The organism is Streptomyces sp. NPDC000134 (genome assembly GCF_042899225.1).
Classification (GTDB): Bacteria; Actinomycetota; Actinomycetes; order Streptomycetales; family Streptomycetaceae; genus Streptomyces.
This window is the reverse complement of record NZ_JBIAZN010000008.1, coordinates 25,739-45,066: the sequence shown is the minus strand read 5'-3', so window position 1 is coordinate 45,066 and position 19,328 is coordinate 25,739. Positions and strand designations below refer to the sequence as shown.

Sequence of the window (19,328 nt, the reverse complement as noted above, 5' to 3'; positions counted from 1 at the left end):
ACGGTGACCGCCGGGCCGGGGCCGCCGCCGGTCCCGGGCCGCCGGCGTCAGCCGGGGCGCCGCCGGTCCCTCCGTACGGGGACGGGAATCACCCGTGCGGAGCAACCTCCGCTCGTCCGTCGCCGCGCGGGGCCCCGGGGACAGCAGAGTTGCGCGCGTGCATCGAACGACGACCACCGCAGCGCTGTTGGTGACCGTGGCTGTCTCGGCCCTGGGGGGCTGCACCACGGTCCAGCGTCCGCCCGCGCCGGCCCCGGCCGCGACCGGCGCCGGGCCGTCCGTGCCCCGGCCCGACGGCCCGGCCCGGCCCCGGGTGGTGCAGGCCCCGGCCCGGGAGGCACTGGAGCTGATCGGTGACGCGCGGCGGCCGGACCGCGCCGCCGGGGAGCCGCGCCGCACGCCCCCGCCGACCGCCCCGGCCCCTCGGGAGCGGCCGGCCGGCCGCCCGCAGACCCGGCCGGCGCCGGTGCGGCCCGCGCCGCGCGAACCGGACGCCGGGCCGCCGCACCGGCCGGACGGCACGCTCCCCGAGGTCACCGCGTCCGTCCCCGGGATCGTCCTCGGCGGCGGGGACCTGTGCGGCCTGGGCCGCAGGTACGGGGGCTGGCGGTCCGGCAGTCCGGAGGCGACCGTCTGCGAGCGGACGTACGGCCGCTGAGCCGGCCCCCGCGGTCAGCGCGGGCCGTCGAGCCGGCGCTCCAGGCGGCCGATGGCGGCGCGGACGCCCGCGGTGTGGTCGTCGTCGCCGAGGGCGTCGGCCGCCCGCCGGGCCCGCCGCAGATGGAGGCGGGCCGCCTCGCGGTGGCCGAGCCGGTCGTAGTCGGCGGCCAGGTTCAGGTGCAGGGAGGGGTAGAGGGCGCGGGCGGCGAGGGTGCCCGCGTGGCCGGGCGAGGGGTCCTGCCGCAGTTCCTCCGCGGCCGACAGGGCCCGCAGGTCCCAGGCCAGTTCGTCCGCCGGGTCGTCCTGGGTGTCGGCCAGGTAGTGGGCCAGGGTGCAGCGGTGCAGGGGGTCGCCGTGCTCGCCGATCTCGGTCCACAGGCCGAGGTAGCGCTGCCGGGCCTCCTCGCGGTCGCCCGCGTGGTGCAGCATGACGACCTGTCCGATCCGCGTCGGCACGGCGTCCGGCGCCGCCCGCTCCTGTCCCCTGGCCACCGCGTCCTCCGCACCGCTCGTCGACTGTTGCCGACGACGTTAGGCCCTGTCTTCCGGTTCGGGCCGCAGACGCGGCCCGAACCGGGAGAGTCGGATCAGCCCAGGTCAGGGATGGTCCAGTCGATCGGCTCGTGGCCCTGGCGGGCGATCGCCTCGTTGATCTGGGTGAACGGGCGGGAGCCGAAGAACCGCTTCGCCGACAGCGGCGAGGGGTGCGCGCCCTTGACCACCGCGTGCCGGGTCTCGTCGATCAGCGGGAGCTTCTTCTGCGCGTAGTTCCCCCACAGCACGAACACCGCCGGGTCGGGGCGCCGCACCACCGCGCGGATCACCGCGTCGGTGAACAGCTCCCAGCCGCGGCCCTTGTGCGAGTTGGCCTCGCCGGCCCGGACCGTGAGCACCGCGTTGAGCAGCAGGACGCCCTGCCGGGCCCAGGGCATCAGGTAGCCGTTGTCCGGGATCGGCGTGCCCAGCTCCTCGTGCATCTCCTTGTAGATGTTCCGCAGGGACGGCGGGACCCTCACGCCGGGGCGGACCGAGAAGCACAGGCCGTGGCCCTGGCCCTCGCCGTGGTACGGGTCCTGCCCGAGGACCAGCACCTTGACCCGGTCGTACGGCGTGGCGTCCAGGGCGGCGAAGACCTCCTCGCGGGGAGGGTAGACAGGGCCCTTCGCCCGCTCTTCCTCGACGAAGTCCGTCAGCTCCTTGAAGTAGGGCTGCTGGAGTTCGCCGCCCAGCACCTCGCGCCAGGACTCGGGCAGCATGGCGATGTCGGTCACGTCGGTTTCCTCACGGGTGTGCGGTCGCTACAGACCACCCAACCTACCGGCGGCCACTGACAACGCACCGGCTACCAGCTCGTCTTGCGGTGCAGCTCCCACATCATCATGATCGTCGACGGGTCGAGGGACCGCTCGGCGCCGGAGATGTCCTCGCTGGTGGCCACGTACTGCCGGCCCTGCCACAGCGGCAGCAGCCGGGCGTCCGAGACGAGGATCTCCTGCGCCTCCTCGAACTCCTCGACCACGCCCGCCCGGTCGGTCTCGCGCCGGGAGCGGGGCAGCAGGTCGCCGGTGATCCGGGGCGCCCGGTAGGGCGTGCCCAGGGCGTTCTGCTCGCCGACGAAGGGGGCGATGAAGTTGTCCGCGTCCGGGAAGTCGGGGGACCAGCCGCGGCCGAACACCGGGTACTCGCCCTTCTGGTAGCCGGTGACGTACGTCTTCCAGGGGCGGCTGCGCAGGGTGACGGTGAACAGGCCGGACTTCTCCAACTGGCGCTCGATCTCCTGGAACTCGCGGGCGGTTCCGGAGCCGTAGCGGTCGGTGGTGTACCAGAGGGTAAGCGGCACCGGCTCGGTGATGCCGGCGCCGGTGAGTATCCGGCGGGCCTCGGCGGCGCTGGGGTCGCCGTACTCGTCGAAGAAGCCGGTGGTGTGCCCGGTCAGGCCGTTGGGGACCATCGAGTACAGCGGGTCGACGGTGTCCTGGTAGACGGTGTGGGCGATGGCGGCCCGGTCGATCACCTGGGCGACGGCCTGCCGGACGGGCTTGCGGCCCGCCCAGGGGTCCTCGGGGTTGAAGACGAGGTAGCTGATGTCGGTGCCGCTGCCCTCGATGAGGTGGAGGTCCTCGTCCTTCCCGGTGCCGCCCTCCAGGGTGATGATGTCGTCGGCGGCCAGACCGCGGTAGGTGACCTGGACCCGCCCGGCCCGCAGCGCCTTGACCATGGCGTCGGAGGTGTCGAAGTACTCGATGGTGACGGCCTCGTTGCGGGGCTCGGCGTAGCCCCGGTAGCGGTCGTTGCGCACCAGTTCGGCCCGCGTGCCCTCGGTGTAGGAGCGCAGGGTGTACGGGCCGGAGCCGACGACCGAGGTGCCTTCGCGCAGCGCGTCGGCCGGGTAGGCGGAGGGGGCGACGATCGACATCGCGGGGGTGGCGAGGACGAACGGGAAGGTGGCGTCGGGCTTGTCGAGGTGGAAGACCACCTCGCGCTCGCTGGGCGCGCGCACCCGGTCCAGGCTGCCGAGGAGACCGGCGGGGCCGCCTTCGGCGTCGATCTTCTTGATCCGGTCGATCGAGTGCTTGACGGCTCGGGCGTCCAGCGCGTCCCCGTTGGAGAAGGTGAGCCCCTTGCGCAGTTCGCAGCGGTAGACCTGGTTGGAGTCGTCGGTGAAGGCGCACTCCTTGGCGGCGTCCGGCCGGGGCGCGGTCGCGGCGTTCGGGTAGCTCAGCAGGGTCTGGTAGACGTTGCGGAACAGTTCCCAGGAGCTGTCCCAGGAGGCGGCGGGGTCGAGGGTGCTCGGCGCGCTGGTCGTGCCGACGGCGATCGGTGCCCGGTCCTCGGAGTCGTCGGGCGAGAGGATGCCGCACCCGGCCACCAGGGACGACATGGACGCGATGGCCGCTACCCGCCGCAGGCATCGGTTCCGGTTGAACACGCGCACGCTCCTCGATCTGCCGTACCAAAGGTCGGCAGACCATACCGCAGCGCCACACCTGCTGAACCCCCTCTGATCAGGGGTTTTGATCCTTTCTGACGATGACTACGTTGTCATGTCCCGGAGGAGATCATTCCGTGACCGGGGGCGTCGTCCGGGTGCCGGAGGACGCCCCCGCGCGGGGACGGTCAGCCCACGCCGGCGTTCAGGAAGATGCCGCCGTCGACGACCAGCGTCTGGCCGGTGACCCAGTCGGACTGGGCCGAGGTGAGGAACGCGGCGGCGCCGCCGATGTCGGAGGGCACACCCAGCCGGCCCAGCGGGTAGGAGGCGGCGGCCTCCTCCTCGCGGCCCTCGTACAGGGCCTGGGCGAACTTGGTCTTCACCACCGCCGGGGCGATCGCGTTGACCCGGACCTTCGGCGCGAACTCGTGCGCCAACTGGAGGGTCAGGTTGATCATCGCAGCCTTGCTGACGCCGTACGCGCCGATGAACGGCGAGGCGGAGACGCCCGCGACGGAGGCGATGTTGACGATCGAGCCCCCGTTCTCCTTCTGCCAGGCGTGCCAGGTGCGCTGGGCGAAGCCGAGCGCGGAGAGCACGTTGGTGTCGAAGACCTTGCGCGCCACGTTCAGGTCGAGGTCGGCGATCGGCCCGAACACCGGGTTGGTGCCGGCGTTGTTGACCAGGTGGTCGACGCGGCCGAACGCCTCCATCGTGCGCTCGACGGCGAGCGCCTGGTGGGCCTCGTCGTGGGCCTTGCCGGCCACGCCGATGACCCGGTCGGCGCCGAGCCTCTCGACGGCCTCGTTCAGCGCCTCCTCGTTGCGGCCGGTGATGCAGACCCGGTCACCGCGGGCGACCAGCGCCTCGGCGACGCCGTAGCCGATACCGCGGCTGGCGCCGGTGACGAGGGCGACCTTGCCCGAGAGTTCCACGGAAGTCATGTGCGCTGTCCCTTAGTTGAGCGGTCCGCCGGCGACGTACAGCACCTGGCCGGAGACGAAGCCGGCCGCGTCACCGGTGAAGAACGCGACGGCGTTGGCGATGTCCTCGGGCTCACCGACGCGCTGCACCGGGATCTGGGTGGCGGCGGCGGCCTTGAAGTCCTCGAAGCCCATGCCGACCCGCTCGGCGGTCGCGGCGGTCATGTCGGTGGCGATGAAGCCGGGGGCGACGGCGTTGGCGGTGACGCCGAACTTGCCCAGCTCCTTGGCGAGGGTCTTGGTGAAGCCCTGCATACCGGCCTTGGCGGCGGCGTAGTTGACCTGGCCCCGGTTGCCGAGCGCGGAGGAGGAGGACAGGTTGACGATACGGCCGAAGCCGGCGTCGACCATGTGCTTCTGGCAGGCGCGCGACATCAGGAAGGCGCCGCGCAGGTGCACGTTCATGACGGTGTCCCAGTCGGAGACGCTCATCTTGAACAGCAGGTTGTCGCGGAGCACGCCCGCGTTGTTGACGAGGATCGTCGGCGCGCCCAGCTCCTGGGCGATCCGCGCGACGGCGGCCTCGACCTGCGCCTCGTCCGCGACGTCGCAGCCGACCGCGAGCGCCGTGCCGCCGGCCGCGGTGATCTTCTCCACGGTGTCCTTGCACGCGGCCTCGTCGAGGTCGATCACGGCGACGGCACGGCCCTCGGCGGCCAGGCGTACGGCGGTGGCGGCACCGATGCCGCGCGCCGCTCCGGTGACGACGGCGACCCGCTGGTCAGTGGTGGACATGCTGCTTCTCCTCGTCCTGGGGGATGCGGCCGGCGCGGCCCGCCTGCGCGGTGAGCGACCGCTTAGTACCTTCGGCAGACGTGACGCTAGAAGCCCTGGCACCCGGTGTCAACGGGACACCGGGGTGGTGTGATCCATCCCCCTGCGCGCTCAGCGCACGAGCAGGTCCAGGAGGCGTTCCGCCTCGGCCGCCGGGTCGCCGGTGAGGCCGGTGTGGACCGGGCCGGGCTGGACGACGGCGGAGCGCGGGGCGATCAGCCAGCGGAACCGGCGGCCGGGGTCGTCACCGGCCGCCGGTCCGGCCGCGTCGCCGCCGGCGCACACGTCCTCGACGGCGCGCAGCGCGGCGCGCACGCCGGGTACGTCGGCGCGCGGGTCGAGGGCGAGCAGCCTGGCCTCGTCCAGGTGGGTGCGGGCGGCGATGAACGCCTTGGCTCGGCAGTACACCAACACCCCGGCGTTGACGCACTCGCCGCGCTCGACCCGGGGGACGACGCGCAGCAGGGCGTACTCGTAGACCTCCTTCTCGTGCGCGTCGCTCCCCCGGATGATGTGGCGTTCCACCACATGCCCGGCCATGTGAATGTGGCGCTCGCTCACTTGGTCTCCTCGATTCCGGTGATCCGCTCATGGATGCCGGCCGCCCGCGCCAGCAGGGGGCGCGCGTAGGCCCGTCGGAGGTCGTCCGGGGTGGCGAAGCCGGGCTCGCCGGCCAGCCAGGCGTCCGGGATCTCGGCGGTGACCTCGGCCAGCAGTTCCTCGGTGACGCGGGGCGCGAGGTCGGCGGCGGCACTCGCGAGGTCGGGGCGGAAACGGGCCAGGGCGTGGTCGGAGGCGTCGTAGGGGCGGGCGGCGGAGGCGTCGGCGCCGGGCCAGTTGTGGTGCCAGATCAGGGTGGCGCCGTGGTCGATGAGCCAGACCTCGCCTCCCGCGCGCAGCAGGTTGGGGTTGCGCCAGGAGCGGTCGACGTTGTTGACCAGCGCGTCGAACCAGATGATCCGCCCGGCCTCCGCGGGGCCGACCTCGAAGGCCAGCGGGTCGAAGCCGAGGGCGCCGGAGAGGAACTCCATGCCCAGGTTGGCCCCGCCGCTGGAGCGGAGCAGTTCCTGCACCTGCGGGTCGGGTTCGCCGAGGCCCAGCACCGGGTCGAGGCCGATGGTGACCAGAGGCGGCACGCGGAAGCCGAGCCGGCGGGCGAGTTCCCCGCAGACCACCTCCGCGACCAGCGTCTTGCGGCCCTGGCCCGCCCCGGTGAACTTCATGACGTACGTCCCGAAGTCGTCGGCCTCGACGAGTCCCGGCAGCGAGCCGCCCTCACGCAGCGGGGTGATGTAGCGGGTCGCGATGACTTCCTTCAGCATCGCCCCAGGTTACCGGCGTGCGCGTGGCCCGCCGGGGCCGGGCGGGCGGGCCCGACAGCCGGACGACAGCTCTGGCTTACGCCGGTCCGACGGCTCGGGGGACAGCATCTCGGCACGGTCTGAACAGCGCGTGGCCCGCCGCCGTACCGGTCGGCGGATCACGTACTCCATCCCCGGAAGGGACGTCAGTATGACCAGCGGATCGTTTCAGCCCGCGGCACGTCCGGCCCGCCGTACCGTCGTCGCGGCGGCCGGAGCGGCGGGGCTCGCCGCCGCGCTGACCGCGTGCGGGGGTTCGGACGACACCTCGGACGACGCCGTAGCCGCGGCCACCTCCCCGGAGACAGCCGGCACGGGCGCCGGGTCGAGCGGCGGGGCGGCCCTGGCCTCGACCTCCGACATCCCCGAGGGCGGCGGCAAGGTCTTCGCCGACCGGGAGGTGGTGGTGACACAGCCGTCGCCGGGCGAGTTCAAGGCGTTCTCGGCGACCTGCACCCATCAGGGGTGCGCGGTGAAGAACGTCGCCGACGGTGTCATCAACTGCCCCTGCCACAACAGCAACTTCTCCATCACGGACGGCAGCGTGTCCAGCGGCCCCGCCCGCGAACCCCTGCCGGCCGTACAGATCACCGTCGACGGGGAATCCATCACCCTGGCCTGACGCGAAGCGCCCCGAAGAGGGCGCGGGGAGCCGCGCGAAACCCACCACGCGCCCGCACCCCCGCCCTCACCCGTACCTCCCCACCACCCCCGCCCCCAGCGCCGAGGCCACCGCGTCCGCCAGCCCCTCCGCCTCCCCCTCCCCCAGCGTCGAGACCGTCACCCGCACCCCCGGCCCCGCGCTCACCCGGAACCGCGCCCCCGGCGCCACCGCCCACCCCGCCTGCAACAGCCGGGTCACCGCCCCCGTCTCGTCCGGCACCGGGAGCCACACGTTCATGCCGCTGCGGCCGTACGCCGTGATCCCCCGCCGCCCGAGCGCCCCGAGCAGCGCTCCCCGCCGCGCCCCGTACGCCTCCGCCACCCGCGCCGCGTCCACCGCCCCGTCGGCCCAGAGCCGGGCCACCGCCCGCTGGGTGATGCGGCTGACCCAGCCGGGCCCGAGCCGCTGCCGCCCCCGCACCCGGTCCAGGGTGACCGGGTCGCCGGTGAGCACCGCGAGCCGCAGATCGGGCCCGTACGCCTTCGCGGCCGACCGCACGAAGGCCCAATGGCGTGTCGTACCGGCGAGGGCGTGCAGGGGCAGGTCGACGATCCGGTACCCGTGGTCGTCCTCGATCAGCAGCGTCTCCGGATGGGTGCGCAGCACCGCCCGCAGGGCGTCCGCGCGGGCCGCGCTGACCGCCGCCCCGGTCGGGTTCTGCGCCCGGTCGGTGACGACCAGGGCCCGCGCGCCGCCCACCAGCGCGCGCCGCACGTCGTCCGGCAGCGGCCCCTCGTCGTCGACGCCGACCGGCACGGTGCGCAGCCCGAGCGCCGGGACGAGGTCGAGCAGGCTGCCCCAGCCGGGGTCCTCGACGGCGACGGCGTCACCGGGCCTGAGGTGGGCGGCGAGCACCCGCTCCATCGCGTCCAGCGAGCCCGAGGCGACGGCGAGGGGCCCGGCCGGCACCCCGTCGGCGTCGAGTCCGGCGCGGGCGAGCCGCTCCAGCGCGGGCTCCACGGGCGCGTGCCCGTACAGCACCGGTTCCCGGTCGCCCTCGGCGGCCGCCGCCGCGAACGCCTCGGCGAGCGCGGGCAGCAGCGCGGGGTCCGGGTTGCCGTCGGACACGTCCCGCACGCCCTCGGGCACCTCGACCCGGATGAACTCCCGGCCGGTGGTGGCCGGTCTCGCCCGCACCCGGCTCCCCCGGCGCCCGGCCGTCTCGATCACCCCGCGCTCGCGCAGGGTGCGGTACGCGGCGGCCACCGTGTTGGGGTTCACCCCCAGATGCTCGGCCAACTCCCGCAGCGGGGGCAGCACTTGGCCCGGCTCCAGTTCCCCTGAGGCCACCGCGCGCTCGACGTCGGCGGAAATCTCGGCTGCGCGCCGCCCTTGGATCGGATACTCTCCTAGCACAAAACCAAGTATGCACTAGTGCAATGGAGAACGCCATGCAGGGGACCCCGGAGACGCCGTCGCGGCCCGCCGCCGCCTACACCCCCACCGACCGCACCGTCCCCACCCGCTCCCCGCAGCGCGCGTCCTACGACCGGGAGCTGGTGCACTCGATACTCGACGAGGGGTACGTCTGCCACCTCGGCTTCGTCCGCGACGGCGCCCCGGTGGTGCTGCCCACCCTGTACGGCCGGGTCGGCGAGCGGCTCTACGTGCACGGCTCGACGGGCTCGCGCCCGCTGCGGATGGCCGGCCAGGCCGACCCGGGGCTGCCGGTGTGCCTGACCGTCACGCACGTGGACGCGCTGGTGCTGGCCCGCTCGGCCTTCCACCACTCGGTCAACTACCGGTCGGTGGTGGTGCACGGCACGGCGTACGACGTGACCGACCCCGAGGAGAAGCGCACGGCCCTGGACGCCCTGGTCGACCACGTGGTGCCGGGCCGCTCCCGCGACTCCCGGCCCGCCGACCGCAAGGAGCTGGCCGCCACCGCGGTGCTCCGCCTGGATCTGGACGAGGTCTCCGCCAAGGCCCGCACCGGCGGGGTCAACGACGAGCCCGAGGACCTCGCCCTCCCGCACTGGGCCGGCCTGCTCCCGCTGCGCAAGGGCTACGACGCCCCGGTCCCGGACCCGGACCTGGGCGCCGGCACCGCTGTCCCGGACTACCTGACGGCCCTCTGAGACCGGGCCGCCGCCGCGCCGCCCTCCGCCGGGCGCGCCCGCACCGCCACCGTCCGCCCCCGGGCCCGCGCCTCCGCCACCGCGAGCCCGGTGACCGAGCCCAGGAGCAGCAGCGTGCCGCCCAGGGTGGCCGGCGTGAGCCGCTCACCGAGCAGGGCGACGGCGAGCACCGCCGCGCCGACCGGTTCCAGCAGCATGATCACGGACACGGTGGCGGAGCGGACGACCGCGGCGCCCGCGAAGTACAGGCCGTAGGCGAGCGCGGTGGGCACGGCGGCGACGTAGCCCAGCAGCCAGAGCAGCCGGACCGGCTCGGCGGTGTGCGGCACCAGCCCCTCGGCCAGCGCGAACGGCAGCAGGACCAGGCTGGTGACGGCGAACGCGCCCACCGACGTGCTCCCGGCGTCCGCTCCGCCGTCGCGCCCCCACCGGCGGGTCAGCAGGGTCATCACCGAGTACCCGGCCGCCGAGAGCAGCGCGAGGAGCACCCCGGCGGGGCGTACGGTCGCGCCGCCCCCGCCGAGCACCAGCACCCCGAGCCCGGCGAGCGCCCCGGCCACCGCGACCGCCCCGCCCCGGCCCAGGCGTTCGCCGAGCACGCAGCGGGCGCCCAGCGCGATCAGGACCGGGCCCGCGCCGAGGGTGACGACGGTGGCGACGGCCAGCCCGGTGGAGCGTACGGCGGCGAAGTAGGCGGTCTGGAACACCGCGAGGCCGATCCCGGTGACGAGGGCCCGGACCGGTCCGCGGCGGACCGGCCCGCGCGGGGCGGCGGCCCGGGTCCGCCGGCGCGTCGACCGGGCGGCGAGCAGCAGGAGGAGTCCGGCGGCGCAGCGCCAGAAGGACAGGGCGACCGGGCCGAGGTCACTGGCCCGGTAGACCAGCGAGGCGGCGGCGCCCGCGGTGCCCCAGGCGGCACCGGCGACGATCAGACAGAGCAGGCCACGCCCGACGGGCAGGCCGGATACGGCATTCGACACGGGTTCTCTCCGCAGACGCGCGAGGCGCGGACGTTCGAAACGGACCCCGACGGCCCGGGGTCCCTGGACCTCGTCCGCGGGCAGCACCGCTCCGCCCGGCCGCCGTACGGCGCCGGAGTTCGCTCGGGTGGGCCCGCCGTCAGGCGGCCGGCGGCGGAAGAACGCGTGCGTCCGAATGCATGACCGGCACCCTATGCGGGCGTTCCCCGGCCGGACAACTCCCTTTCCGGGCCACCGCCCGCCACCGGTTCCGGCGCGCCCTTCGCGGGTGCCGAGGACTGGGCGATGAACGCGCCCGCCAGCACCACGGCCCCGCCGGCGAGCTGCGGCGCGGAGAGGTGCTCGCCCAGCAGCACCCACGCCAGGACGGTCGCGATGACCGCCTCCAGGCACGCCACCACCCCCGCCACCTGCGGCGACAGCCTGCGTACGGCGACGATGCCGGTGACGTAGGCGAGCACGGTGGCGATGAGCACGATCCAGGCGAGCAGCAGCGCGGCGGCGACCGGTGTGCCGTTCATCGGCGCGGTCCCGGCCAGCACGGACCAGTCGAGGTCCCAGGGGCGGGCGATCAGGGTGAGCAGGGCGGCGCCGACGAGCAGCCCGTACGCGATCACGCCGAGCGGGTCGGGTGCCTCGGCGCCGGCGTCGCCGCCCTGGTCGGACAGGACGAAGTAACCGACCTGGCAGCAGGCGGCGCCCAGCGCGAGCAGCAGGCCGAGGGCGTCGAAGCCGAGACCCGACCAGACCTCGACGACGCAGGCGAGGCCGCCGACCGCGAGGACCACGCCGAGCGCGGCGGCCCGGGTGACCGGCCGCCGCTGCACGAACCGCACCCAGCCGAGGACCAGGGCGGGCGCGAGGTACTCCACGAGCAGCGCCACCCCGACCGGGATACGGGAGAGCGCGGCGAAGTAGCAGGCCTGGACGCCGGCCACGGCGAGCAGCCCGAACCCGGCGAGCAGGCCGGGGCGGCGGCGCGGCAGCGCGCGGTGCCGCCAGGCGAGCGGCAGCATCACCAGGGCCGCGCCCGTGACGCGCAGCCACACCACGTGGAGCGGGTCGAGGCCCGCCTCGATCAGTGGCTTGGCCGCGACCCCGGAGCCGCCGAAGGCGAGCGCGGACCCGAGCGCCAGGCCGAGCCCGACGCCCTTGCCCCGGCCGCCGGGGGCGCTGTCAGACGTATGCACCGGCACATGATGGCAGGCCCGCGCCGACGAGGGAAGACATCACCGTAAGCCTTGATCGCACCTGTCGCGGCCAGGGGGAATCAGGGAAGCGGTTCCGGGTGGCCGTCGGCGCGGGCGAGCACCGCTTGCGGGTCGAGCCCGGCGCGGCCGAGCACCTCGGCGGCGCGGGCCTGCGGGTCGGCGACGAGGGCGGCGAGGAGGTCGACGCCGCCGGGGCGGGGCGCGCCGCGCCGGGCGGCGCGGGCGCGGGCGCCGTCCAGCGCGGCGGCGGCCAGCGGCGAGAAGCCCGCCGCCGCGCTCACCACGGGTACGGCTCCGGAGTCCTCGACGGAGCCCTGCCAGCGCAGTCCGTAGCCGATGCTGCGCTGCACCAGGTAGCCGAGGACCCGGGCGAGCCGGGGGCCGTCGCCGAGCACGGCGCGTGCCCCGGGGTCGTGTTCCAGCAGCGAGTGCAGCAGGTGGGCGGTGTCGATCTGCCGGTCCCCGTCCCGCAGCGACCTGCGGCGGGCGCCGGAGACCACCGGGGCCAGCTCGGGACCGAACCGGGCTTCGTCGTCGACGCCGTCCGGGCGCCGGCCGCCTTGCTCACCGGCCGACTGCCGGGGGATTCGGGGTTGCACGCTCCCACCCCATCAGCCCCGCCGGGGTCCGGTCATCCCCGGCGGGAAGCATTCCGGCGTCCCACGCAGAGTGGACGTGTCCACCCGGAATATCCTCCTTGGGGAGGAGATCAGGCCGTTTCGCCCGCCCGGCGGGGCGGCCGGGGCGCGGGGCCGCCGGTCCGCCCCCGGTCCGCCGTCCGGGGCTCAGTCCTCGTCGGCGAGGATCAGGTACAGCTTCTTGCGGGCCTCGTTGACGACGCCGAGCGCCTTCTCCCGCTGCTCCTTGCTGCCGGTCTTCCAGACCTGGCCGAACGCCTCCATCAGACCGAAACCGGCCTGCCGGATCTCGCCCAGCGCCTCCCAGTCGACACCGCGCGAGGCTTCCTCCCAGGGGGCCTCGGGGCCCTCCTCGGCGGCGGCGCGGCCCGCTTCCGTGAGGGAGAACAGCTTCTTGCCGCCCTCGCTCTCGCTGGCGATCAGCCCCTCGTCCTCCAGCAACTGGAGGGTGGGGTACACCGAGCCGGGGCTGGGCTTCCACGCCCCGCCGCTGCGCTCGGCGATCTCCTGGATCATCTCGTACCCGTGCATCGGCCGGTCCTTGAGCAGGGCCAGGATCGACGCCCGTACGTCGCCGCGCCGCGCCCTGCCCCGCGATCCGCCGCGCCCCCGGCCGCCCCAGGGCCCGCCGAAGCCCGCCCCGAAGGGGCCGCCGGGGCCGCCGCCGGGGCCGCCCGGCCCGAAGGGGCCGAACGCCGCGCGCCGGCCGTCGAAGCCGCCGCGGCCGAAGGGGCCGCCGTGTCCACCGTGTCCATGGTCGTGTCCGTGGCCGCGCATGGCCATCACTCCATCCATCGTTGATCTGTCGCGATGCTTCAACGATATATCGGTACTGTTCGTCCGGCAAGCCCCCGCCCGGCGGAAACCGGTCCAGCACTCGCGTATTGGCCTTGGCCCGCGGCTTCCCGGAGGTTCTAGCGTCGGGCCATGCGTATCCGAATCGTCGACGCCTTCACCGACCGGCCCTTCGCCGGCAACCCCGCGGGAGTCCTGCTCCTGGACGCCTTCCCGGACGACAACCGGCTCCAGCAGATCGCCCTGGAGGTCAACCACGCCGAGACCGCGTTCGCCCACCGCCTGCCCGGGGGCGGCGAGGCGGACTGGGCGCTGCGCTGGTTCACCCCGGCCACCGAGGTCGCCCTGTGCGGCCACGCCACCCTCGCCACCGCCCACGTGCTGCGCACCACCGGCGCCCACGAGGGGCCGGTCCGGTTCGCCACCCGCAGCGGCGTGCTCATCGCCACGCCCGGCGAGGACGGCTCGATCACCCTCGACTTCCCGACCGCGCCGCTCACCCCGGCCGAGGCCCCGCCGGGGCTGGCCGAGGCCCTCGGCGCCGAACCGCTCACGGTCCTGGACACCGGGCCGAACATCGGGGACCTGCTGATCGAACTGGCCGACGAGAAGACCGTGCACGGGCTCAGGCCCGACCACAAGGCGCTGGCCGCCCACTCCACGCGGGGCGTCATCGCCACCGCCCGCGCCGAGAACCCGGCGCTCGGCTACGACTTCGTCTCCCGCTGCTTCTTCCCGAACGTCGGCATCGACGAGGACCCGGTCACCGGCAGCGCCCACACGGCGCTGGCCCCCTTCTGGTCCGAGCGCCTGGGCCGCCCCGCCCTCACCGGGCTCCAGGCGTCACCGCGCAGCGGCCGCGTCCGCACCGAACTGCGCGGCGACCGCACCCTGCTGACCGGGCGGGCGGTCACGGTGATCGAGGGCGACCTGCTCGTCTAGGGCCTGCCGTCCGATCATGCCGCGGACGCGGGGCCTGCGCGCACACCGGCAGGCCCCGGGCCCCGGTCACGCCGTCGGCAGCCAGCTCACCTTCCCGGCCAGCAGCGCGTAGCCGACGAACGCGCCGATGTCGAGCAGCGAGTGGGCCACCACCAGGGGGCCCACCCGTCCCCAGCGCCGGTACAGGTATGCGAAGACCACGCCCATCACCAGGTTGCCGACGAAGCCGCCGATGCCCTGGTACAGGTGGTACGAGCCGCGCAGCACCGAGCTGGCCGCCAGCGACGCGTTGCGGGACCAGCCGAGCTGGTCGAGCCGGCGCAGCAGATAGCCGACGACGATGACCTCTTCGAGTACGGAGTTCTGCACCGCCGAGAGGATCAGCACCGGATACTTCCACCACACCTCGGGCAGCGCCTCGGGCACCACCGTGAGATTGAAGCCGAGGGCCCTGGCGGCCAGGTAGAAGGCGATGCCGGTGCTGCCGATGACGGCGGCGACCGCGGCGCCCCGGCCGAGGTCGGGCCAGGGGCGGGTGCGGTCGAAGCCGAGGACGCGCAGGCTCCGTCCCTCGCGCAGCAGCAGGTGGGCGACGAGGGCGACGGGGACGAGCGCGGTGGCGATGCCGAAGAGCTGCCAGGCGAGGTCCAGCCAGGGCCGGCCGGGCGCGGCGGAGGCGTTCAGGGTGGCCGCCTGGTCCTTCAGTCCGCCCGGTCTGGTGACCGAGCCGATGAAGCTGATCAGCGCGGAGACCCCGCTCGCGCCCAGCGAGAGGGCGAGGACGAGCAGCGTCTCGTGCCCGAGGAGTCGCCGTTCGAGCCGCTCCTCGGGAAGGGAATCGGCCACCGGGCCCGCCTCCGCCATGCACACCTGCCTCGACTGGGACGTCACAGCTTGCCCGATCAGTATGTGACGCCCGCACCCGGGCCCCCCGTCCCGCCCGGCGCCCGGCGCACCCCCGGCTCAGCCCAGGGCGGCCGGCTCCGGGAGGTCCACCGGCCACAGGTGCACCGGGTCGCCCTTGTGCATCAGCTCGCAGTAGCGGCGGGTCGTCGCGGCCAGCGCCTCCTCCCGGCCCAGGCCCGCCTCCAGGGCCCGGTGGAAGGTGGCCGTCTGCCAGGACGCCCCGTTGGCGCGGCGCCGGCAGCGCTCCTCGATCACGCCGAGGTAGAAGTCCCGGTCGGCGGGCTCCACGCCCCACGCGTCCAGTCCCGCCGCGGCCAGCGGCAGCAGTTCGTCGCGGACCAGGACGGCGGCGTCGACCTCGCCGGTGCCGCCGAGGCGGCCGCGCCGGGGCCAGGTGAAGCGCGCGTCGATGCCGTGCCGGCACGCCGCCTCGAAGTTGTCGGCGGCGGCCTCGAACGGCAGCCTCGTCCACACCGGCCGGGGCTCGTCGGCGAGGGCGCGGACCAGGCCGTAGTAGAACGCCGCGTTGGCGATGACGTCGGTGACGGTGGGGCCGGCGGGCAGGACGCGGTTCTCCACGCGCAGGTGCGGGACGCCGTCGGCGACGTCGTAGACCGGGCGGTTCCAGCGGTAGACGGTGCCGTTGTGCAGGACCATCTCGGAGAGGGACGGGACGCCGCCCGCGTCCAGCACCTCCAGCGGGTCCTCGTCGTCGCAGATCGGCAGCAGCGCCGGGTAGTAGCGCAGGTTCTCCTCGAACAGGTCGTACGCCGAGGTCACCCAGCGCTCCCCGAACCAGGTGCGCGGGCGGACCCCCTGGGCCTGGAGTTCGGGCGGCCTGGTGTCGGTGGACTGCTGGAACAGCGGGGGCCGGGACTCCCGCCACAGCTCCCGGCCGAACAGGAAGGGCGCGTTGGCCCCGACGGCGATCTGCGCGGCGGCGATCGCCTGCGCCGCGTTCCACACGCCGGCGAAGCGGGCCGGGGTGACCTGGAGGTGCAGTTGCACCGAGGTGCACGCGGCCTCCGGCACGATGGACTTCGAGGTGCAGGTGAGGTGTTCGACGCCGTCGATGTCGAGGCGGAAGTCCTCGCCGCGGGCGGCCACGATCTGCTCGTTGAGCAGGGTGTAGCGGTCCACGTCGGAGAGGTTCGAGGAGACCAGGTCGTCCCGGTCCAGCGTCGGCAGAATGCCGATCATCGCGATTCCCGCGTCCAGCTCACCGGCTTTTCGGTCGGCATATGCCAGCGAAGTCCGGATTTCCTCGGCGAGCCGGTCGAATACCCGGCCGCCCAATCGATGGGGAGCTATGTTCACTTCAAGGTTGAACATGGCGAGTTCTGTCTGGAAGTCGCGGCTCGCGATCCGTTCCAGGACTTGGCCGTTCAACATTTTCGGCATCCCGTCGTTCCCGACGAGATTCAATTCGATCTCCAGCCCCATCAGGTTCTGCGGGCGGTCGAACCGCTCCTCCGACAGGAGTCGCTCGAGGCCCGCCAGGCAGCGCCCTAGCTTGTCCCGGTAGCGCTGGCGATCGGACAGGTCGAACCGGCCTGCCACGACCTTCTCCCCCATGTGACGTCCCTCCTCGGGTCAACGGGCTGGAGTGCCGGCCGCGGGCGGGCCGGTCACGTGGAAGGATGCCCCGCGGATGCGATCGATAACGCCCCCAAGCGGCTCATGAGCCGCTAGGCTGTGCGGATGTGACCGGCGGCACATTCACCGGGCATGGCGCACCGCGCAGTTTCGGCACACCGCGGAACTCGTGAAAAACGCCGACGGCAATTAGCCGTCCGCTTCCCGGGCATTCCCCGAGGTCACCGGCGCCGACCCGGTCGGGAACCAGGATATTCACCCGCATAACGCCGACCGGATGCCCCCTTGCCCGAGCTGCCGCAAACGGCTAGCCGAAACACACTCTCAACAAAGGTCGTATAAACTCCGCGGACACGGCAGAAGGTTGGCGCCCACGGTCCAAGGAATCACTTGAGGTGCCGTGCGGCAGACCCACCCCCCGCTTCCCGGCTCTCGGACCCCGGCCCCCGCCTTACTGCCCCCGTGAGCTGACAGCGTCGTCCGCCCAGCCCCGCGCCCCGCGCCACCCTGCCTTCGAACGAGAGGCGACCCACCATGCCGCTGCATGTCCCTCCGGCTCCCGCGCCCGCCCTCCGTACCGTCCTCACCGCCCTGTCCTCGCCCACCGCGGTCCGTGAGGCCCGCACCCCGTCCCTGCTGGGCGCTCCCGGACCGCTGACGCCCGAGCTGCCGCTGCCCGTGCACGTCCTGGACCGGGTGACCGCCGAGGACGGCCCGGCCACCACGCTGGCCGGGTGGCGGTTCCTCATCCGCAGCGCCGACCGCGCGGTGGCGGCGGCGGAGACCATGCTGACCCCCGACGGCTGGGCCTTCTCGCGGTTCTTCGAGGGCCCCTACATCGCCTCCACGGAACGCGCCCTGCGCCAGGCCGAGTCCGTCCCGCAGCCCTGCCAGCCCCGGCTGCTGTCCGTGCCCGGCCTCTACATGCTCACCCTCTGGCTGCACGGGGACGTCACCGCCGACGCCGCGACCGGCCACCCCGCCCCCGGCGACCTGCTGGTGCCGCTGGCACCGGCGCCGCCCGGCATCGCGGCGCACCGGGCGTACCGGGTCGCCGACCTGCTGCCGGTGCTGACCCTGCGGGCGACGCCGAACCGGCTGCTGCGCTCCACGGCCTGAGCCGTCTCGCCTCCGTACCCCGCCGACGCTCCTGGTCGGCGGGGTGCCTCCGTGCGCGGACATATGTTCACCGGCCGGCCCCCGGCCGGACTAGCCCCATCGGGCCACGGTGAACCATCCGAAGGGACGGTGCAGTTGGGCTGAACCGTCCGCGCGGGTGACGCGTCCTGAACCTGTGAGAGGTGGTGCCGCGAAATACCTGCGGATCGGCGCCGGTGGGGCAACACTGGATTCGGAACCGACTTATCACAACGGGGGGCGGCCATGAACGACGTTCCACGCCGCGAGCGCACGACGACAGCAGACCCATCCGCCATGACCGAGCGAGAGAACCCTTCCATGTGCCAGCACCAGCCGTCCTGTCCCTCAGCCGACTCGGCCGACCGGGAGTCCGCCCGTCTCCTGGCGCACCACCCGGAGCAGGGCTGGAGCCTGCTGTGCAACGGTGTCGTCCTCTTCGAGGACACCGGTGAACTGCTGCCGGACGGTCAGGTCATCGCACCGCACCGCCCGCTCGGCAGCGGCCAGGTGGTGACGGCCGCCTGAGCGGGCGGTGCGGTGTCCGGCCCGTCGGTCACTTCCGGGCGAGCGCGTCCCGGATGGCGAAGTAGGCGGGCTTGGGCGCCAGTTGCTCGTCCCACGGCAGGGCCGCGCCCTCGCCGGCGAAGAACGCCGGAATCCACGAGTACTTGTCGGTGTAGTCCCACACCGTGATCCCGACGCAGCGGCGCACCGCGAGGCAGTCCTCGGTCAGTTGCCGGTACCAGTCGGCCTGGGTGGCCAGCTTCGCGGAGTCCGCGGGCAGTTCCATCCGGATGTCGACCTCGGTGAGGGCGGTGTCCAGACCGAGCCGGGCGAACCGGCGCAGGTTCTGCTCCAGGGTGTCCGGGTAGCCGTACTGGAGGGCCAGGTGGGTCTGGAGGCCGATGCCGTGCAGCGGCACGCCCTTCGCCTTCAGCTCCTTGGCCAGTCGGTAGTAGGCGTCGCTCTTGGGGCCGACGGCCTCGATGTTGTAGTCGTTCAGGTACAGCTTGACGCGCGGGTCGGCCTCGTGGGCCCAGCGCAGGGCGTCGGCGATGTAGCCGGGGCCGAGGGTCTTGTAGAAGACCGACTCCCGGTAGGTGCCGTCCTCGTTGAACGCCTCGTTGACGACGTCCCAGGCGAACACCTTGCCCCGGTAGTGCCGTACCTCCGTCTGGATGTGCCGCTTCAGTACGGCCCTCAGCTCGGCGGCCGTCCACTCCCGGCCGGTGACCCAGTCGGGCAGTTGGCTGTGCCAGACCAGGGTGTGGCCGCGCACCTTCTGGTGGTTGGCGCGGGCCAGGTCGACGATCTCGTCGCCCGCCGTCCAGTCGAAGACGCCGGGCTCCGGCTCGGTGGCGTACCACTTCATGCCGTTGCCGGGCGTGATCTGGTCGAACTCCTTGCCGAGGAGCGCCGTGTAGGCGGTGTCGGTCAGCTCCGGGTTGTCGGTGGCGCTGCCGAAGTAGCGGCCGTGGCGCTGGGCGAGGTCGGCGAGGGTGCGGTGGCCGCCGTGCCGTTCCTCGCCGGCCTGGGCGGCGGGACCGGTCGCGACGCCGGCGGCGACGAGGACGGCGGCGAGCGCTCCGGCGAGTCTGAGCCGGGTGCGCGAGCGGGTGGTCGTACGCATGCTGCGACTCCTCAGGTGCGGGTGGGGTGTGCGGTGGG

Annotated in this window: 21 protein-coding genes; 6 read left to right on the top strand and 15 right to left on the bottom strand. The window is 73.9% G+C overall.

Annotation, left to right across the window (positions count from 1 at the left end):
- Positions 1–157: 157 nt before the first annotated feature.
- A complete protein-coding gene (locus tag ACFY32_RS13625) occupies positions 158–658 on the top strand; it encodes a hypothetical protein (protein WP_390674280.1) in 501 nt (166 codons plus the stop codon).
- A 14-nt stretch (positions 659–672) separates the two neighbouring features.
- Here ACFY32_RS13625 and ACFY32_RS13620 read toward each other — a convergent pair whose 3' ends face one another.
- From ACFY32_RS13620 to ACFY32_RS13590, 7 genes are all read right to left on the bottom strand, one after another.
- Positions 673–1,152: a hypothetical protein gene (locus tag ACFY32_RS13620; RefSeq protein ID WP_359197716.1), complete on the bottom strand. Its 480-nt coding sequence runs from the start codon at positions 1,150–1,152 to the stop codon at positions 673–675.
- Positions 1,153–1,247: 95 nt separating this feature from the next.
- Complete coding sequence (gene ung, locus ACFY32_RS13615; RefSeq protein WP_390674279.1) at positions 1,248–1,931, bottom strand: uracil-DNA glycosylase; 684 nt, start codon at positions 1,929–1,931, stop codon at positions 1,248–1,250.
- 71 nt (positions 1,932–2,002) lie between these two features.
- The gene (locus ACFY32_RS13610) at positions 2,003–3,589 is read right to left on the bottom strand and encodes an ABC transporter substrate-binding protein (protein ID WP_390674278.1); all 1,587 of its coding nucleotides are present in this window, start codon (positions 3,587–3,589) and stop codon (positions 2,003–2,005) included.
- A 188-nt stretch (positions 3,590–3,777) separates the two neighbouring features.
- On the bottom strand, positions 3,778–4,536 hold the full coding sequence (locus ACFY32_RS13605) for an SDR family oxidoreductase (protein ID WP_359197725.1): 759 nt from the start codon (positions 4,534–4,536) through the stop codon (positions 3,778–3,780).
- A 12-nt stretch (positions 4,537–4,548) separates the two neighbouring features.
- On the bottom strand, positions 4,549–5,310 hold the full coding sequence (fabG, locus tag ACFY32_RS13600; RefSeq protein ID WP_390674277.1) for a 3-oxoacyl-ACP reductase FabG: 762 nt from the start codon (positions 5,308–5,310) through the stop codon (positions 4,549–4,551).
- Between the two features lie 150 nt (positions 5,311–5,460).
- Entirely contained in the window at positions 5,461–5,889 is a 429-nt protein-coding gene (locus tag ACFY32_RS13595) for a DUF3037 domain-containing protein (RefSeq protein WP_390674393.1), read from the bottom strand.
- Positions 5,890–5,906: 17 nt separating this feature from the next.
- Complete coding sequence (locus tag ACFY32_RS13590) at positions 5,907–6,671, bottom strand: HipA family kinase (protein WP_390674276.1); 765 nt, start codon at positions 6,669–6,671, stop codon at positions 5,907–5,909.
- 190 nt (positions 6,672–6,861) lie between these two features.
- Here ACFY32_RS13590 and ACFY32_RS13585 point away from each other — a divergent pair, with 190 nt between their 5' ends.
- Positions 6,862–7,332 (top strand): Rieske (2Fe-2S) protein, encoded by a 471-nt coding sequence (locus ACFY32_RS13585; protein ID WP_390674275.1) that lies wholly within the window; start codon positions 6,862–6,864, stop codon positions 7,330–7,332.
- A 66-nt stretch (positions 7,333–7,398) separates the two neighbouring features.
- Here ACFY32_RS13585 and ACFY32_RS13580 read toward each other — a convergent pair whose 3' ends face one another.
- Positions 7,399–8,730: an aminotransferase class I/II-fold pyridoxal phosphate-dependent enzyme gene (locus tag ACFY32_RS13580; protein ID WP_359197737.1), complete on the bottom strand. Its 1,332-nt coding sequence runs from the start codon at positions 8,728–8,730 to the stop codon at positions 7,399–7,401.
- Between the two features lie 35 nt (positions 8,731–8,765).
- Here ACFY32_RS13580 and ACFY32_RS13575 point away from each other — a divergent pair, with 35 nt between their 5' ends.
- Entirely contained in the window at positions 8,766–9,452 is a 687-nt protein-coding gene (locus tag ACFY32_RS13575) for a pyridoxamine 5'-phosphate oxidase family protein (protein WP_359197739.1), read from the top strand.
- Here the strand turns inward: ACFY32_RS13575 and ACFY32_RS13570 are convergent.
- The 4 genes from ACFY32_RS13570 to ACFY32_RS13555 all read right to left on the bottom strand — a co-directional run bounded on the left by ACFY32_RS13570 (position 9,434) and on the right by ACFY32_RS13555 (position 13,058).
- On the bottom strand, positions 9,434–10,432 hold the full coding sequence (locus ACFY32_RS13570; protein ID WP_390674274.1) for a DMT family transporter: 999 nt from the start codon (positions 10,430–10,432) through the stop codon (positions 9,434–9,436). The two genes, ACFY32_RS13575 and ACFY32_RS13570, sit on opposite strands and share 19 nt — an antisense overlap.
- A gap of 191 nt (positions 10,433–10,623) precedes the next feature.
- Complete coding sequence (locus ACFY32_RS13565; RefSeq protein WP_359197745.1) at positions 10,624–11,628, bottom strand: EamA family transporter; 1,005 nt, start codon at positions 11,626–11,628, stop codon at positions 10,624–10,626.
- Between the two features lie 74 nt (positions 11,629–11,702).
- On the bottom strand, positions 11,703–12,242 hold the full coding sequence (locus ACFY32_RS13560; protein WP_359197748.1) for a Clp protease N-terminal domain-containing protein: 540 nt from the start codon (positions 12,240–12,242) through the stop codon (positions 11,703–11,705).
- 186 nt (positions 12,243–12,428) lie between these two features.
- Positions 12,429–13,058: a PadR family transcriptional regulator gene (locus ACFY32_RS13555; protein ID WP_359197751.1), complete on the bottom strand. Its 630-nt coding sequence runs from the start codon at positions 13,056–13,058 to the stop codon at positions 12,429–12,431.
- Positions 13,059–13,208: 150 nt separating this feature from the next.
- Here ACFY32_RS13555 and ACFY32_RS13550 point away from each other — a divergent pair, with 150 nt between their 5' ends.
- Complete coding sequence (locus ACFY32_RS13550) at positions 13,209–14,018, top strand: PhzF family phenazine biosynthesis protein (RefSeq protein ID WP_359197753.1); 810 nt, start codon at positions 13,209–13,211, stop codon at positions 14,016–14,018.
- A gap of 66 nt (positions 14,019–14,084) precedes the next feature.
- Here ACFY32_RS13550 and ACFY32_RS13545 read toward each other — a convergent pair whose 3' ends face one another.
- Together ACFY32_RS13545 and ACFY32_RS13540 are read right to left on the bottom strand one after the other, a co-directional pair.
- Positions 14,085–14,882: a type II CAAX endopeptidase family protein gene (locus tag ACFY32_RS13545; RefSeq protein WP_359197756.1), complete on the bottom strand. Its 798-nt coding sequence runs from the start codon at positions 14,880–14,882 to the stop codon at positions 14,085–14,087.
- 99 nt (positions 14,883–14,981) lie between these two features.
- A complete protein-coding gene (locus ACFY32_RS13540; RefSeq protein ID WP_359197759.1) occupies positions 14,982–16,499 on the bottom strand; it encodes a glutamate--cysteine ligase in 1,518 nt (505 codons plus the stop codon).
- Positions 16,500–17,054: 555 nt separating this feature from the next.
- Here ACFY32_RS13540 and ACFY32_RS13535 point away from each other — a divergent pair.
- Both ACFY32_RS13535 and ACFY32_RS13530 read left to right on the top strand, forming a co-directional pair.
- A complete protein-coding gene (locus ACFY32_RS13535; protein WP_359197762.1) occupies positions 17,055–17,639 on the top strand; it encodes a hypothetical protein in 585 nt (194 codons plus the stop codon).
- A gap of 339 nt (positions 17,640–17,978) precedes the next feature.
- On the top strand, positions 17,979–18,185 hold the full coding sequence (locus ACFY32_RS13530) for a DUF5999 family protein (RefSeq protein ID WP_359197842.1): 207 nt from the start codon (positions 17,979–17,981) through the stop codon (positions 18,183–18,185).
- 28 nt (positions 18,186–18,213) lie between these two features.
- Here ACFY32_RS13530 and ACFY32_RS13525 read toward each other — a convergent pair whose 3' ends face one another.
- Positions 18,214–19,290 carry an endo-1,4-beta-xylanase gene (locus ACFY32_RS13525; RefSeq protein WP_359197765.1) on the bottom strand — a complete coding sequence of 359 codons (1,077 nt, stop codon included), beginning with the start codon at positions 19,288–19,290 and terminating at the stop codon, positions 18,214–18,216.
- Positions 19,291–19,328: the final 38 nt, after the last annotated feature.